A 15,740-nucleotide genomic window follows, 5' to 3' on the forward strand; every position below is an offset into this window, starting at 1 on the left:
AGACATGAGATATTACTTAAGTCATAATTTAACTAGTTACTTTTATCACTAGTGTATAGCTGTTTGAAATCATATCCTTATAAACATGAGACATCAACCAGATTAAGGTTTCCAGAACTTTAATCATACAATTTACTAAAGGAAATTTAGTCATGAATATCAAACAAATTCTTGCTGGTGCAGTGCTTCTTTTACCATTTGCTGTTACTTCTATTCCTTCGCAAGCGTCAGCATCACAGGTTATTATCAATCCCCATAGCCCTAATAGACCTGCTCAAATAATCGCAAAAAAACCACCACAAATTAAACGTTATACACCACCAGTGAAAAAGAAAGTGCTAGTTCCTGCACATTGGGAAAAAACAAATCATGGTCGCAAGTGGGTTGCGGCTCATTATATATACAAGTAAAAACGCCTGAAACTTTAAGCAATTGGAATATAAGAAGTTAAATCTTCTTATATTAACGTGAGTTCGATGAACCTCTCCCGGACAACCTCCCTCTCCGAAACGGAAAGGGAGGAGCAACGAAAAATTCAGCTTTTTGCTCCCCTCTCCGTGTCGGACAGGGGCTGGGGGAGAGGTCAAATAAGACTTGTCGAACTCACGTTATATTATCTCTCTATTTTTAGTAGGGAGAGTGTTAAATGCAAGGCAAATAAAAACTTTTTACTCAAGATTTGAGAGATACTCATGAAATTGGCATCATTGACAAATGTTTTGGTTGCAGGTGCGATCGCTCTCGGTGCGACTGCAACCATCAATCAGCCAAGTCAAGCCGAAAGTAGGCGAGGATTTTATTGTGACACATCAGGAAACAAACCTGTGACGGTGTACAAAAATCCTAAAGGTATTACTGAGCCTTGGGTTCGCTGGACTTCTAATTACTTCAAAGACGCTGGCTACAATAAACTGACGCGCTGTCAAGAAGTAAGCCAACGCTTGGAAACTTATCGCCGCAACAGAGACTTGAGGTTTATTACTGTCGGTAAAATGAATGGGCAAAATGTGATTTGCACCGCAAATCAAGTCAGTGGACGCTGTGAAAACTTGATATTGACCCTCAAACCCAATGAAGATGGTGTGCAAGCGCTAAATAATCTCCTGGCTTGGCATCAACCCCTCGGTAAAAGCAATAGAACACCTTACGTTGATTTGAGAGAACATCTAGGAATTCCCAAAGAATAAATACAGCTATTTCCAGGTAAGTCAACTTAACATGAAAAGGGCGGTTATAAACCGCGTCTACACTAGGCTTTACCCACTTCCGTGGGTTTCAAACACTCAATTTTTCTTTAGTCCGCGAAGGCGGACTTTTTTTGTGTAGCCGCGAATTCCATTCGCCCCGGCTTTCGTTTAACACGCGCAAGCATTGCTGTGCCGCTACCACAGATAGTTTTTCCTATGCTAGATTTGAAGCGGGATAGTAATTAAAGTTACAAAGCTATAGTTTAGGTTTCATAAGCCTAACTGGTGCGCCAACCTCTGGTATCAGCGTATACCGCCGAGTACTTTAAACTATACCATCGTTTGATTAGCTCAGTTGGCAGAGCGATCGACTCATAATCGATTAGTCACAGGTTCGAGTCCTGTATCAAACTCCAGGAAGTTAGCTCACTGGTAGAGCAATCGACTCATAATCGATGTGTTGTAGGTTCGATTCCTATACTTTCACCCAACCCTGTCCGGGTTAAAAGACAATACCCTTCCAAGGTAGCCAATATGGTACGGATCTTAACAGATTCGAGACCCCTCATTTTCTCAACTCTGCGTGCAAGTGTTTTGCTGTCGGTCATTATTCGTAAAGGTAATGTTCGGTGGCCACAGTTAAGGAGTAAGCGCAACTGCATTTCTCCCTAACTTGAGTATGTCCCTTCCTTTCCGACATCTAGTTTTTCTTCGGGATTCTGGATTGGCAAATGAACGGCATATTTGAGCGCGGTTCTTTTTTCTAGATTGCCATAGAGCAGTTTGAGAAAAGTAACAGCAATCTTAATCCAGCTTTGGAGAATCTTTTGCCTACACCTAAACTGTAAACACTTGCACTTGCAGAGTTAAAAATTTTGTAATATACAGTAATACAAGCAGCTAAAATTAATCCTTTAGGCTTTTTCCACAAGGTTGCAACCTCCAAGAACTCTAGTATTTAAGCTGTAAGAAAATGAGTGGTATTTGAGTTCAAGGAAGGTTATAAATGTCTTGAGCAAATCTTCTTAGCTAGTTGCGGGCTACGCCCGCCGCAGGCATCGCCTAGCTTACTTAAACTATCACACAAATTATTTATGCAAATCACTATGTGGCAAACGTTTTATCTCAAACCTAACGAAATCGGCATCTTATATCACCGCAGTGACTTTAAGAAAATTTTGCAGCCCGGTACACACACATATTTTGGTCGCCATTGGCAAGTAAAAATTTATGACCTAAATCAGCCACTAGCTCAAATTGAAAACCTAGAACTGTTATTGCGAAATCATGAAGCCGAACTACAAGAACATTTATTGATTATCAGAACCGCATTCAATCAAGTTGCGTTAGTCCGCTATGGTCAGAATTGGGTAAGCGTTGCACCAAATAAATTGATTGCTTTTTGGCGTGGTTTTATTGAGGTAGAGTCTCATCTATTCAACTTAGAAGAAAGCTTAGAATTGCCTGCTTACTTTGTACAGCAATTGCGCTCAGTTGCATTGAATGGACTGAAAAAGTTCCAAATCTCAGAGTATGAGATTGGTTTACTATATCTGCAAAATAATTTTGTGCGACCTCTAGAACCTGGAGAGTATGCTTTTTGGTCGGTAGATAGAGATGTTACAGTCCGAATTCTGAGCCGGATTATCCCTAACCCAGACTTTCCCCTGGAAGATGTACTCATTGAAAAACATCCCGACTTTATTGCTGCCTACTGTGAACCCGTGCAATTACAGACTTCGCAAGTTGCAATTGTGCGCTATCGAGGTAAAGTGATTTCTATTTTGCCACCCACCAGCCGCAAGTTATTTTGGCAGGGTGTTGAAGTGGAAATTCTCGACATCAGCGCTGATGCTCAGTTGCAGCCTGCCTTAGTCGCTGAGTTGGTTGAGGGTTCAGCAGAAGTGAAATTGCTCAGTCGCAACTGTTTGCATATTTGCCAAGTTCCCGCCCAACACGTTGGACTAGTATACATTAATCAAGAGTTTCAAGGACTGCGATCGCCAGGAGTACATGTTTGGTGGTTATTTGGCCGCTCTTTTCAAACCGAAGCCATTGACCTGCGACTACAAAATATGGAAGTATCCGGTCAAGACATCCTCTCTAAAGATAAAGTACCTCTGCGGTTGAACTTGACGGCTGGCTTTCGTATCCAAGACCCATTGAGGGCAAAAAACGGGTTGTCAGATATTTCTGGTTTTTTATACAAAGAATTACAGTTTGCTTTGCGTGGTGCGGTTGGCGAACGCAACTTAGATGGTTTATTAGAGGATAAAGGTGCAATTGATAGAAGCATCTCTGAATACATTCGCCAGAAAGCCGCAGACTATGGAATTGAAGTAGATTCTGTAGGTGTCAAAGATATTATTTTACCTGGTGAGATTAAGGCTATCTTGAGCAAAGTAGTTGAGGCAGAAAAAACCGCTCAAGCAAATGTAGTCAGACGTAGAGAAGAAACGGCTGCTACCCGCAGTATGCTAAACACTGCCAAAGTGATGGAGGATAACCCCGTCGCATTGCGTTTGAAGGAACTCGAAGTATTAGAGCGGATTGCAGAAAAGATCGATCGAATTCAAGTTAACGGCAGCTTGGATAGTATTTTGACAGACTTAATTCGGATGAATCCGTAGCGATCAGGGAAAATACTCACGCAATAATGAGAAGATTAAGTATAATATTAGACGCTAAATCTATTTACGAGAAAAGCGAGTATGCGACAGTCAGCTTCAGACTCTCAACAAAACCTTGCTCAAAAAATTGAAAAGTGGAAAGCTGGGCTGGCTGACTTAGGACGACGAAATCCTCTCATCAAGTTTCGGCAAGATAGTCCTCGAATATTAGAAATTCTGACAGAAGAACCAGATTTTCTCTTCCAAAATCTGACAGAAGATAAGAAATTGCTTTATTTTCAAATACTAGATAGCGAACATCAAGATATTATTCAGTCCAGAAATACCAAGGCATTATCAGCACAAAAAAATCCTCTTGAATTAATTACTCGTCAAAGAGGCAGTGAGCAACTGAAACGACTGAATAAATTGCGTCTTGAATCACGACGCTCATTTGAAGAACGAGGGGTAAACAGCTTATTCTTGGCGCTTGGAACGTTGACTTGGTATGACAAGGACAAGGATAAGCCAGAAGATGTTTTGGTATCACCACTAATTTTAGTACCTGTAGAGTTAATTAAAGAACCTAAACGAGATGTTTATAAAATAGCTCTATTAGATGAAGATGTTGTATTAAATCCAACGCTGACACAAAAGTTAAAGCAAACTTTTGGGATTGAGCTTCCAGAGGGAGAAGCTATACAAACACTAACTTATGACGAAATTATTGCTGAAATTGAGAAGCTATTAGCAAAACAAAAGACATGGCAAATTAAAGAGAATGTATTTCTCTCACTGTTCTCTTATGCCAAAGCTGCAATGGTTCGGGATATTATCGAAAATGAAGCTCTGATTTTTGAACACCCAATCTTACAAGCGATTAGTGGTGATTTAACTAATTATCAGTCTAACTATAAAGAACCTCTACCTGCATCTGCTCTAGATTCACAAGTTAAACCTGAACGAATATTTCAAATTCTTGATGCTGACTCTAGCCAGCAAGTCGTGATTGAAGCAGCAAAATCTGGTTCTAGCTTTGTTGTCCAAGGGCCACCAGGAACAGGTAAAAGTCAAACTATTGTAAATATAATTGCTGAACTGGTTGGCAATGGCAAATCAGTTTTATTAGTTGCAGAAAAAGAAACAGCGCTAAGTGTGGTTTATAAGCGTATGGCTGAATGTGGTTTAGACCATATATGTCTTAATCTCCACCATAGTGGAACAACAGATAAGCGGGAGCTTGTAAATAATTTATCACAAACTATTGAATATATTAAACAAATTTACGGTGCAGAAAATTATCACGGTTTGTTTGAGCAGCTTGTTTCTACTCGTCAATCTCTAAAATTATATCTGACAAGTTTACATGCTAAAGAACAGCCTCTAGATAAATCACCTTTTGAGATATTTGGTGAGCTTTTGAAAAAAGAACGCGAAGCCGTTCCCAATATTAATGTCATATTTTCCAACTTTAGCCAATGGAATGCTATTAGATTACAACAGGCGGAAGACTTATTAAATGAATTAGCAAAATTTCTGCCTTTCTTTAAAGGAGAAAAAACAACGATTTGGGAAAAAAGTTCTCTAGATTCTTATTCCTATGAAATGCAATTGCAAATTACACAGAAAATAGAGGAATTTCAGCAAGCAATTTTTTCAGTCCAAAACATTAATCAAGAATTACAAGAGACTCTCCAAGTTCAACCTTTATTGAATTTAGAGTCTTTAGATAAGTGTTATCCAGCCATAGAATACATACGAAAAGCTCCATCCAATCTTCCAGAAAACTGGACTGGAGTAGATATAGCAGTTGCTCAGAATGCTTTCACTATTCTGCAAGCAGACGTTCAAGAGATTGAAAAAAATAAGCTTTCCCAAGAAGCCGAAAATTTGCTGAGTCGGCTTTCTTCATTTCTCCCATTTTTAAGAGGAGACAAAACAACGATTTGGGCACAAAGTACTTTAAATTCTTGCTCTGAAATGCTGGAGTTAGAATTAAATAATAAAATCAATAAATTTAAACAAGCAATTTCTTTGATTCAGACAGCTAGCCAACAGATTTCAATTATTTTAAAGATTAAACCTTTATTGAGTTTGGAAAATGTAGAAACTTACTTTCCTGCTATTGAACATATATTGAACGCTCCACCTATTTTACCTGAGAACTGGACTAGAGTAGATATATCAATTGCTCAGAATGCTTTTAATATTCTGCAAACAGATATTCAAGAAGTTGAAAAAAATAAGCTTTCGCAAGAAACACAAAGTTTGCTGGGTCGGCTTTCTTCATTTCTTCCATTTTTAAGAGGAGACAAAACAACGATTTGGGCACAAAGTACTTTAAATTTCTGCTCTGAAACGCTGGAGTTAGAATTAAATAATAAAATTAATAAATTTAAACAAGCAATTTCTTGGATTCAGACAGCTAGCCAACAGCTTCAAAGAATTCTTAATATTAAGCCTTTATTGAATCTGGGAGATATAGAAGTTTGCATTCCTGCTCTTCAGCATATATTGCAAGCTCCATCTAATTTACCCAACAATTGGACTGAATTAGATATTTCAATGGCTCAGAGTGCCTTCAGCAAAATGAAAGCAGATATTAAAACTCTGGGAGACAAGGAGCTAATTTTAAAACAAAAATATCATCCTGAATTATTCTCTTCAGAATTACCTGCTTTAGCTAATAGATATCAGAAATATAGTCGCTTTTGGCTGATTAGAATTTTTAATTCCAGATACAGGCGTGATGTCAAGCTTTTGAAGAAACTAAGTACTAAAAAAGGGCAAGTTTCTCACAACGAATTAAAACGTGATTTGGCGCAAGCAGTTCAAATACAAGCTGCACGGAACGAACTATATCAAAGCAATTACCCAGCACGTCAAGTTTTTGGCTCTTTATTTAACCCGGAGGTTTCTAGTGAAGCGGAGTTAAAAGAAATCGAACAAGCTTTAAGTTGGTTGACTGGCTTACAGAAGTATTCGCTTCCTACAGATTCAGTCCAGCAGCTTATAAATTCTCCCTCTGCACGACGCGAATTAGCTGAATTAGTTAAGAAGCTTGAATCCATTCCTGAAGATATTAGCCAGGGTATGGATTTCTTATTCTCATACTTTAATGAGAATGATGTTATTGGGCAATATCAGCCTCATAATCAAATTTTATTTACCGAACTGGCAACTTTTTTAAACCTAGCTGAATCCGATTTACCAAATTTCTGCCAATGGTTAACTTATAAAGAAATCTATAGGCAACTAGAAAGTTTAGGAGTCCAAAATTTCTTAGATGCTTTGCGCGACAACAAACCTAATCCTATTGAGTCTGTAAGAAATAAGTTACGTCATATTGACTACCAGCCTCGTCAGGTTTTTGGATCTTTATTTAACCCAGAAATCTATAGTGAAGTAGAGTTAAAAGAAATTGAACAAGCCTTAAATTGGTTGATTGACTTACAGAAGTACTCTCTTCCTCTTGATTCAGTCCAACAAATTCTGAATTCTCCCTCTGGACGGCACGAACTGCTTACATTAGTTAAGAAAATTGAATCTCTTCCTAAAGATATTAGCCAGGGTATGGATTTCTTATTTTTATACTTTAATGAGAATGACATTATTGGGCAATATCGGCCTCATAGTCAAATTTTATTTACCGAACTGGCAACTTTTTTAAACATAGCTCAATCCGACTTATCGGACTTCCGTAAATGGTTGACTTATAAAGAAATCTATGGGCAACTAGAAAGGTTAGGAGTTCAAGATTTCTTAGATGCTTTGCGCGATAACAAACCTAATCCTATTGAGTCTGTACAAAATAGGCTACGTCATATTGACTACCAGCCTCGTCAGGTTTTTGGATCTTTATTTAACTCGGAAGTTTCTAATGAAGCAGAATTAAAAGAAATCGAACAAGCTTTAAGTTGGTTGACTGGCTTACAAAAGTATTCGCTTTCTGCTGATTCAGTCCAGCGCATTCTAAATTCTCCTGCTAAACGGCGTGAACTTGCTGAATTAGTTAAGAAATATGAGTCAGTTCATCACAGTATTAGGCAAGGATTAGATTTCCTGCTATCACATTTTGATGAAAGTGAAATCACAGATTCTTACTTACCTCGCAATCAAATTACTTTTGTTGAACTAGAAAAATTCTTAAACTTGGCTCAATCGGAACTGCCTTATTTTCAAGAATGGCTGACTTATAAAGAAACTTATCAGAAACTCGAAAATCTGGGTAATAATAAGTTTTTAGATGCTTTACGTGAAAATCAAGTTCAACCAGAGCAATGGTTTCCAGTTTTGGAAAAGCGAATTTATCAAATCTGTCTTGATGCTATTCTTGCTAGAAAGCCTGAACTGAAGAATTTTAATTTTGAAGTACACGAACGGCAAATTAAAGAGTTTTCCAAGCTAGATTATAACCAATTAGATACTGCTAGAAAACGTCTAAAACAGCTTCATGTGCAACGCTGGCAAAACTGGGAAAAAACCTCGCTAATTCTAGCTGAGATACAAAATTTGAAAAGAGAAGCGGCTAGGAGAGGTCGATATTTACCCATCCGTAAACTACTCAACGACACAAAAAAGGGAATACCAAATCTCGTCAAAGCCTTAAAGCCTTGCTGGATGATGAGTCCACTTTCTGTTAGTCAATATATAAATCCAGATGTACTTCATTTTGATGTTCTCATCTTTGATGAAGCATCTCAGCTTCGGACTGAGGATGTTGTTCCTTCAATTATCCGTTCTAATCAAATTATTGTGATTGGGGACAAGAAACAGCTTCCTCCCACATCATTCTTTTCAACTGGAGACAGTCAAGAAGATATCGGTGAAGATGATGATGCAAACTATGAAAGCGTTTTAGATGAATGTTCAAATTTTATGTTTAAACGCAGGCTGAAATGGCACTACCGCAGTCAGGATGAGCGTTTGATTGCTTTCTCGAACCGTCATTTTTATAAATCTCAGTTAGTTACATTTCCAAACCCAGTTCAAAATCTAGATTTGGGAGTGTGGTTTAAGCACGTTCCCGATGGCGTTTTCGATCGCGGTGGACGCACAGATAATCGACGTGAGGCTCAAGTGGTTGCTCAGTTGGCATTGGAGCATTTTCAACGATTTCCCGAACAATCCCTTGGTATTATTGCCTTTAGCGAAAAGCAAGCCGATGCGATTCGAGAGCAAATTGAGATTTTGGGAAAAAAACACCCTAATCTGGAGACGTTTTGCAGGGATAACTCACCGCAGTTTTTTCTCAAAGCCTTGGAAAACGTTCAGGGTGATGAGCGAGATGCAATCATACTTAGTGTTGCGTATGCTCGTGATGATCAAGGTAAGCTTTTACTTAACTTTGGCCCCCTGAACTGGAAAGGTGGAGAACGACGACTGAATGTAGCTGTAACGCGGGCAAAAAGTAAAATTACACTTGTTTCTTCCATTGTGGCTAGTGACATCGATTTAACACGCGCCAAAAGCAAAGGTGCAGAAGCACTGCGTAACTACTTAGAATACGCAGCGAGTGGTGGAGAAAGACTGCAAGGCAACTCTTACACAGATAAGCTTCACTTTGACTCGCCATTTGAAGAAGATGTTTACCATACTTTAGTTGAGCAGGGATACACTATCCGCACCCAAATTGGATGTTCAGAATATAGGATTGACCTTGGTGTAGTCAATTGCGATCGCCCTGGTGAGTTTTTACTGGGGATTGAGTGTGATGGTGCATCTTACCATAGTTCACCTACTGCCAGAGATCGCGATCGCCTCAGACAACAGGTGCTTGAAAGGCTTGGTTGGAAAATTCACCGCATTTGGTCAACAGACTGGTTTCGTAACAAACCTTTTCAAGTTCGTCTGTTGATAGAAAAAATTAAACAACTACAACAAAATAAATAGCTAAAAGGTTCGTCCACGATCGCTTTTCGATAGGTCTTGCTGTGTTCTGCTATTAAACTAAAAAATAAAAATTTTACATCTTTGGTATTGCCATACTTCCAAAGGTGTATATTTACACTCAGTTTGCATTAAAATATATACCTTATAGATAATTATGCCGATTCAATGGCATGGAGTCACTGCAATGTCAATTGATGAAGTTGAAAACCAACAAAATAATGGTCTAGTTCAACCCTCTACAGACTTAATAGAAAAACTAGTAAAGGCAAAAGACAAGAAAAAAGCTAAAAAATCCAAACGGATTTTTGATGGTAGCACAGAAGTTTTTGCTAAGAAAATTCCCAAAAAGACTTTTGAAACTGAACTAGAGCAACTCCAGATTGAGCTAGTCAAAATGCAATACTGGATTAAGCACACTGGCTATCGGGTTGTCGTCATATTTGAAGGGCGCGATGCTGCCGGCAAAGGAGGAGTAATTAAACGCATTGCCGATCCACTCAATCCTCGTGGCTGTCGTGTAGTTGCTCTAGGAACCCCCTCCGATCGCGAGAAAACTCAGTGGTATTTTCAGCGCTACGTGCAACATCTTCCGACAGCAGGTGAAATTGTCCTTTTTGATCGCAGTTGGTACAACCGAGCCGGAGTTGAAAAGGTGATGGGTTTTTGTACTGAAGCAGAATATCAAGAATTCATGCAATCTTGCCCGGAATTTGAACGAATGCTGGTGCGTTCGGGCATTGTTTTAATCAAGTACTGGTTCTCCGTCAGCGATGATGAACAAGAGGAACGCTTTCTCTCTCGCAGTCACGATCCAGCAAGGCGCTGGAAACTCAGCCCAATGGATTTAGAATCACGCGATCGCTGGGTAGAATACTCCAAAGCAAAAGATACCATGTTTGCTTACACAAATATTCCAGAAGCTCCCTGGTTTACCATTGAAGCAGATAATAAAAGACGGGCGCGGCTCAACTGCATTCATCATTTGTTGAGCAAAGTTCCTTACGAAGATATGACCCCGCCTCCCTTAGAGCTTCCGTCTAGACCTGTGGCTGAGGATTATGTTCGCGCTCCCCGCAATGAGCAGTTTTTTGTACCTCAAGTGTATTAGGCAACATCACTGTTGTGTAGCAACTTCTCACTAATGATTGAATATAGCGAGAAGTCAAAAGCTTTGTGCAAACGTTATCTATGGGTGTTGCATAGACACCGACTCCTGTGGAGAATCCGAATTTTGATAATAAATTCTTCTTGCGACACTTTTTAAGTTAGACCTAATGACTGACACAGATTCGTCAAATATACGTAAAAAAACAGCATTACTAAGATTATTAACAGCTTTCAAGCGAAGGCTCAATGAACAAATTAATCTTTGTCAAAGTATTGTTTTTGAATATGGCACAGTTGACGCAATTATGGACAATGACTTTTCTCAAGAGTATGTTGTACATGATTATGTATTTTACTGTTTTACCAAAGCGTGTAAAAGTTTGATAGCTGTATCAATTCTCCTTGAGAATCAACTACCTGAAGATGCGATGAGCTTATTACGTAGCGTCTATGAAAACTATCTGCACATCATATATGCGATTCAAAATCCAGAGAATATAGACGATTTTGTGCATAAAAAAATTGGTCTTTATACAGGGCGCTTACAACATCCAGTTTCTCAAAAAGGACGAAAGTTATCAAATCAAGTTATAGATACTGAAACTGGCGAAACTTTACCCTATGGTGTAGGTATATCAACTTTAGTTTCTCAAAGTAAGTATAAGTATGATCAAGCAGTTCATACAATCATGTTTCCATTCCTGAGTGAGCATACTCACCCTAATATGGTTGCTTCTGGCAATTATCGAGAGGATGATGACATACATTATTCCTATTGGCAAGCCTCAAACACTTTGCAGGCTAGGTTTTTTGCCCTTTACATAAGTACACTAATTTTAAGTGAGTAATTAACTTTTGAAGCATTAGTTGAAATCAAAGAAATCAAATATGAGTGCCGTCAAAGTATGAAGCTATGCAAGCGATTTCTGACTTTAATGGAGTTTCCAAATCAGTTTGACAGTTTAGCAAACGATATACAAAATAGGCTCACTGAACTAGCTGATCATTTGAGTCGGCGTGAGCGTTGCTATTTGAAGCCATACACCTAATTATTATGTGCTTCAATTTCGTTGACACATGATTGCGATCGCAATCATGTGTCTACTTCTTTTACTGCGATGTCTACGACTGGCTATGACGCTCGCGGACTCGCTAACGCTTCGCTATCGGCGTCGCACTATCTCGTAAATTAGTTTTATTAACACGCAACCATCGGGATTTCAGCAAGATAACCGGATTGTTAATTGAGGATTGGACGGTTTAATGCTTAGGCGCAGCCCGTCGTAGACATCGCTTAGTTTATTGTCGAGTGAGGGCGACACCGAATTGCCCGTCGTAGACATCGCAGTTATAAAATTCCTAAATATGCAATGTTTTTTATGGGGTCAGAGTGATAGGAGTTAAACTTAATAATAAGATTTAAGGTATTTGCTTGAGGGTATCAGCAATGACGGCAAAAGAGCAACTTATTCGAGAAATTGAGCAAGCACCAGAGGAACTGATAGAAGCAATTTTGTACATTTTGCAGTCTGTAAAGGCGCAACCTAGGTTCCAAGGTTCTAATCAAGATAGTATTCAAGAAGCAGATAGCACTCAAGTAATTGCTTCTCCTGTTCAAGCAGATAACTCTCTGCTAAATCTCTTCAACGAGTTCGAGCAATTTGCTCAGAGTATTCCTCCTGAAGAACTGGTTAACTTGCACACAGATAGCGCAGAGCAACACGACCAGTATCTTTACGGAACTCCTCAAACATCAGCATAAATCCTGTTTTCGTAGACACGTTTTACTGGATAGCGCTTGCTAATCCACGAGATATATGGCACGTCCGCACTCAAGAAATACACAAATCGCTGATGCAAACAAAACTGATTACAACCGATGAGGTGCTAACTGAGTTTGTGAATTATTTCTCAACTGCTGGTAGATATACCCGAAGCGAAATATATCAACTAGCACAAAGCATTCTGCAAAATGATCGGGTTCAAGTTATTCCACAAACACGCGAATCCTTTTTAGCTGGTCTAGCTCTTTATTCTCAACGTTTTGATAAAGGCTATAGCTTGACAGATTGCATTTCTATGCACACCATGCGCCAACTGGAGATCATAGAGTTACTGACACATGATAAACACTTCACCCAAGAGGCTTTGCGATCTTGTTGTCTGATTGAGTGTCCCAAGTAAAAAAACGTTATTTAAGTCGCGATCGCTACAACGTCTACTTCTTGTCCATCTCACAAATAATCTCATCATGCGATCGCAACAACAGTCTACTTCTTTTACTGTGATGTTTACGACGGGCTATTTGGCGATCGCACTATCTCGTAAATTAGTTTTATTAACGCGCAACCATCAGGATTTGGGCAAAGTGACCCGGATTGTTAATTGAGGATTGGACGGTTTAATGCGTAGACGCAGCCCGTCGTAGACATCGCCTAGTTTATTATCAAGTGAGGGCGATCGCAACAACAGTCTACTTCTTTTGCTGCGATGCCTACGACAGGCTATTCGGCGATCGCATTATCTCGTAAATTAGTTTTATTAACACGCAAGCATCAGGATTTGGGCAAATTACCTGGATTGTTAATAGAGGATTGGACGGTTTAATGCGTAGGCGCAGCCCGTCGTAGACATCGCCTAGTTTATTGCCGAGTGAGGGCATAGGCGTAGCCCGTCGGAGACATTGCTACAACACTACATTATTCCTAAATATACAATGACTTTTTGTAAAGTTTGGGCGAATCATATATCTAACCCTAAAATTTAGAACTATACTAACTTGACTAGTTAATTCTCTAGGAAAATTCATCTGTGATCAGCCTAGCAAGTGTTTCTAATACCGTGTCCGAAGTGGAAAGTGATGGTTTAGGTGAAATTGACAATCTTGATAGGCAACTGTATCAGTGCTTCCAGAGTAAATTTTTAGTTCATCCTTCATTGACACGACTTATAGTTAGTTTTCAAGCTAACAAAACTAGACCTATCTATCGGTGGTATAAATATAAAGAAGCTTTCTCTGCATCTCTTATAGAATATCTATTACAACGATATAAAATTACTAAAGGTAAGGTTTTAGAGCCATTTGCAGGCAGTGGAACTGCGCTATTTGCTGCTAGTGAAGCTGGAATTGATGCTGACGGTATTGAATTATTGTCCATTGGTCAACAAATAATTAATGCTAAAAAGCTTTTAGATTCTGAATTCACTCCTGAAGATTTTGATAGGATCAAAAATTGGTCAAAGTTACAGGTTTGGAAGCAGTGTGAGCAGAAACAAGACTTACCAGAATTGAGAATCACAAAAGGAGCTTATGCTGAACTAACTATAAATGCAATTGAGCAGTATCTTGCAGCTTGCAAACGAGAAAATCATAGAGTCCAAGCAGTTTTAAACTTTGCCTTACTGTGCATTTTAGAATCCATAAGTTATACACGTAAAGATGGACAGTATCTGCGTTGGGATTATCGTTCCGGTCGTGGACAGAGCAAGAAACCTTTCAACAAAGGCGAAATTCTAGAGTTTGATAATGCGATCGCCAATAAAATAAGTGAAATTATTGATGATTTACTGCCTTCTACACAACAAATTGAGCTTTTGCCAATTAAAAATTCTCAAGGTCAAATTCATCTTTATGGAGGATCTTGTCTTGAGATTATGCCGCGCCTAGCCAATTCCGTATATGATGCAATTATAACATCCCCACCCTATTGCAATCGATACGACTATACTCGCACTTATGCACTGGAACTAGCTTTACTTGGTATTTCTGAAAAGGAGTTAATTAACCTTCGTCAGGAAATGCTAAGTTGTACAGTTGAAAATCGCCCCAAAGATTTATTGACTATCAACTCAGACTGGAAAACAGCCTTAGCTATTGCTGATTCACAGGATTTGTTGCAGGCTATCTTGAAATATTTAGATAACCAAAAAGCAAAGGGTGCATTAAATAACAATGGTATACCAAGAATGGTCAGAGGATATTTTTATGAGATGGCGTGTGTAATACAAGAATGTTTTCGTGTTCTTAAACCAGGGGCACTTTTATTCATGGTTAACGACAATGTTCGTTATGCAGGCGCAAGCATTTCAGTAGATATGATTCTCTCTGATTTCGCCGAACAACTAGGTTTTGTTATTGAAAATATTCTTGTTTTGCCAAGTGATAAAGGTAATAGTAGCCAGCAAATGGGAAATCATGGACGCGATCCATTGCGGAAGTGCGTTTATGTATGGAAAAAGCCATAAATTTAATTCCTATGTGTTCCTACCAAAATCATCTTCAATCCATTGATGATCTTATAACAACTTATGAAGCAATTCGTGCAGGTTTTGTGGCTCTTGCACTGGAGAAAAATCGACGTGCTACGCCATTCGTCGCAGAAGCAAGGGCACTTAAAGAAGCTGCTAATCAAGCTGAGAGTCCTATTGAATTACTAAAGATTAAGGGCATTGAGATAGGATTGTTAACTGCGGCAGGCTTATCTGATAAATCTCTAGCGCACCTGATGTCAGAGGATAAGGTAGAGGCTGTAAATGGTCTGATCAAAAATTTTCTTGAACCAGCAGGTGCAAACTTTCCAGAAGAATTGGTTTTTAGATTTTTACTGACTCGTGGTGACACACTTGGTGGTTCAATGCGAAATGTTGGAGGCGTGTTGGCACAAAGAAAGCTGACTCGTGCAATTCTCTCCACTCTCACGATCGCAGGTACAAAATACCACTGGCAACACTCAAAAAGTAAAAAGTGGATAGCCATGACAAATAATGACTCAGAAATTGAGTTATCTTTACGAGGAATAAGCTGGGAAAGCGAGATTGGTAATCGCACACTAATTTATAACCTGACTGTCCCGCTAGTTAGAAGTAATGTGGATCTATGTTTGTTTAACTGGCTCTCCCAGACTAAATATGTTAAATTAACAACAGAAATGCCAGTTTAGTAAAA

General features: G+C 39.0%; 12 protein-coding genes and 2 tRNA genes. 13 read left to right on the forward strand and 1 reads right to left on the reverse strand.

Annotated features, from left to right (window positions below):
- Positions 1-152: 152 nt before the first annotated feature.
- The 11 genes from HWQ42_RS06325 (at position 153) to HWQ42_RS06375 (ending at position 13,184) form a co-directional block, all read left to right on the forward strand.
- On the forward strand, positions 153-410 hold the full coding sequence (locus tag HWQ42_RS06325) for a hypothetical protein (RefSeq protein ID WP_292810285.1): 258 nt from the start codon (positions 153-155) through the stop codon (positions 408-410).
- Between the two features lie 282 nt (positions 411-692).
- Positions 693-1,187, forward strand: coding sequence for a COP23 domain-containing protein (locus HWQ42_RS06330; RefSeq protein ID WP_292810287.1), 495 nt, complete (start codon positions 693-695; stop codon positions 1,185-1,187).
- 340 nt (positions 1,188-1,527) lie between these two features.
- Positions 1,528-1,603, forward strand: a tRNA-Met gene (locus tag HWQ42_RS06335).
- Positions 1,603-1,677, forward strand: a tRNA-Met gene (locus HWQ42_RS06340). Before HWQ42_RS06335 ends, HWQ42_RS06340 begins: the two co-directional genes overlap by 1 nt.
- Positions 1,678-2,293: 616 nt before the next feature.
- Entirely contained in the window at positions 2,294-3,817 is a 1,524-nt protein-coding gene (locus HWQ42_RS06345; RefSeq protein ID WP_292810308.1) for a slipin family protein, read from the forward strand.
- 81 nt (positions 3,818-3,898) lie between these two features.
- A complete protein-coding gene (locus HWQ42_RS06350) occupies positions 3,899-9,688 on the forward strand; it encodes a DUF4011 domain-containing protein (protein WP_292810289.1) in 5,790 nt (1,929 codons plus the stop codon).
- A 184-nt stretch (positions 9,689-9,872) separates the two neighbouring features.
- Positions 9,873-10,796, forward strand: coding sequence for a polyphosphate kinase 2 (ppk2, locus tag HWQ42_RS06355; protein WP_292810291.1), 924 nt, complete (start codon positions 9,873-9,875; stop codon positions 10,794-10,796).
- A 166-nt stretch (positions 10,797-10,962) separates the two neighbouring features.
- A complete protein-coding gene (locus tag HWQ42_RS06360; protein WP_292810293.1) occupies positions 10,963-11,643 on the forward strand; it encodes a DUF5677 domain-containing protein in 681 nt (226 codons plus the stop codon).
- Positions 11,644-12,242: 599 nt separating this feature from the next.
- On the forward strand, positions 12,243-12,557 hold the full coding sequence (locus tag HWQ42_RS06365; RefSeq protein ID WP_292810296.1) for a hypothetical protein: 315 nt from the start codon (positions 12,243-12,245) through the stop codon (positions 12,555-12,557).
- Positions 12,554-12,979 (forward strand): type II toxin-antitoxin system VapC family toxin, encoded by a 426-nt coding sequence (locus HWQ42_RS06370; protein ID WP_292810312.1) that lies wholly within the window; start codon positions 12,554-12,556, stop codon positions 12,977-12,979. Before HWQ42_RS06365 ends, HWQ42_RS06370 begins: the two co-directional genes overlap by 4 nt.
- Positions 12,963-13,184, forward strand: coding sequence for a hypothetical protein (locus HWQ42_RS06375; RefSeq protein ID WP_292810297.1), 222 nt, complete (start codon positions 12,963-12,965; stop codon positions 13,182-13,184). The genes HWQ42_RS06370 and HWQ42_RS06375 overlap by 17 nt, the downstream gene beginning before the upstream one ends.
- Positions 13,185-13,289: 105 nt before the next feature.
- Here HWQ42_RS06375 and HWQ42_RS06380 read toward each other — a convergent pair whose 3' ends face one another.
- Positions 13,290-13,457 carry a hypothetical protein gene (locus HWQ42_RS06380; protein ID WP_292810299.1) on the reverse strand — a complete coding sequence of 56 codons (168 nt, stop codon included), beginning with the start codon at positions 13,455-13,457 and terminating at the stop codon, positions 13,290-13,292.
- A gap of 149 nt (positions 13,458-13,606) precedes the next feature.
- Here HWQ42_RS06380 and HWQ42_RS06385 point away from each other — a divergent pair, with 149 nt between their 5' ends.
- Together HWQ42_RS06385 and HWQ42_RS06390 are read left to right on the forward strand one after the other, a co-directional pair.
- A complete protein-coding gene (locus tag HWQ42_RS06385) occupies positions 13,607-15,040 on the forward strand; it encodes a site-specific DNA-methyltransferase (RefSeq protein ID WP_292810301.1) in 1,434 nt (477 codons plus the stop codon).
- Positions 15,025-15,735, forward strand: a complete 711-nt coding sequence (locus HWQ42_RS06390; protein ID WP_292810303.1) for an AvaI/BsoBI family type II restriction endonuclease — start codon at positions 15,025-15,027, stop codon at positions 15,733-15,735. The genes HWQ42_RS06385 and HWQ42_RS06390 overlap by 16 nt, the downstream gene beginning before the upstream one ends.
- Positions 15,736-15,740: the final 5 nt, after the last annotated feature.

Source organism: Nostoc sp. JL23, assembly GCF_017115065.1.
Taxonomy (GTDB): domain Bacteria; phylum Cyanobacteriota; class Cyanobacteriia; order Cyanobacteriales; family Nostocaceae; genus Nostoc; species Nostoc punctiforme_A.

Bases quoted from the DNA above. Each gene is read 5' to 3' on its own strand.
- HWQ42_RS06325 (WP_292810285.1), top strand. From the start codon at position 153: ATGAATATCAAACAAATTCTTGCTGGTGCAGTGCTTCTTTTACCATTT.
- HWQ42_RS06330 (WP_292810287.1), top strand. From the start codon at position 693: ATGAAATTGGCATCATTGACAAATGTTTTGGTTGCAGGTGCGATCGCT.
- HWQ42_RS06345 (WP_292810308.1), top strand. From the start codon at position 2,294: ATGTGGCAAACGTTTTATCTCAAACCTAACGAAATCGGCATCTTATAT.
- HWQ42_RS06350 (WP_292810289.1), top strand. From the start codon at position 3,899: ATGCGACAGTCAGCTTCAGACTCTCAACAAAACCTTGCTCAAAAAATT.
- ppk2 (WP_292810291.1), top strand. From the start codon at position 9,873: ATGTCAATTGATGAAGTTGAAAACCAACAAAATAATGGTCTAGTTCAA.
- HWQ42_RS06360 (WP_292810293.1), top strand. From the start codon at position 10,963: ATGACTGACACAGATTCGTCAAATATACGTAAAAAAACAGCATTACTA.
- HWQ42_RS06365 (WP_292810296.1), top strand. From the start codon at position 12,243: ATGACGGCAAAAGAGCAACTTATTCGAGAAATTGAGCAAGCACCAGAG.
- HWQ42_RS06380 (WP_292810299.1), bottom strand. From the start codon at position 13,457: ATGCCCTCACTCGGCAATAAACTAGGCGATGTCTACGACGGGCTGCGC.
- HWQ42_RS06390 (WP_292810303.1), top strand. From the start codon at position 15,025: ATGGAAAAAGCCATAAATTTAATTCCTATGTGTTCCTACCAAAATCAT.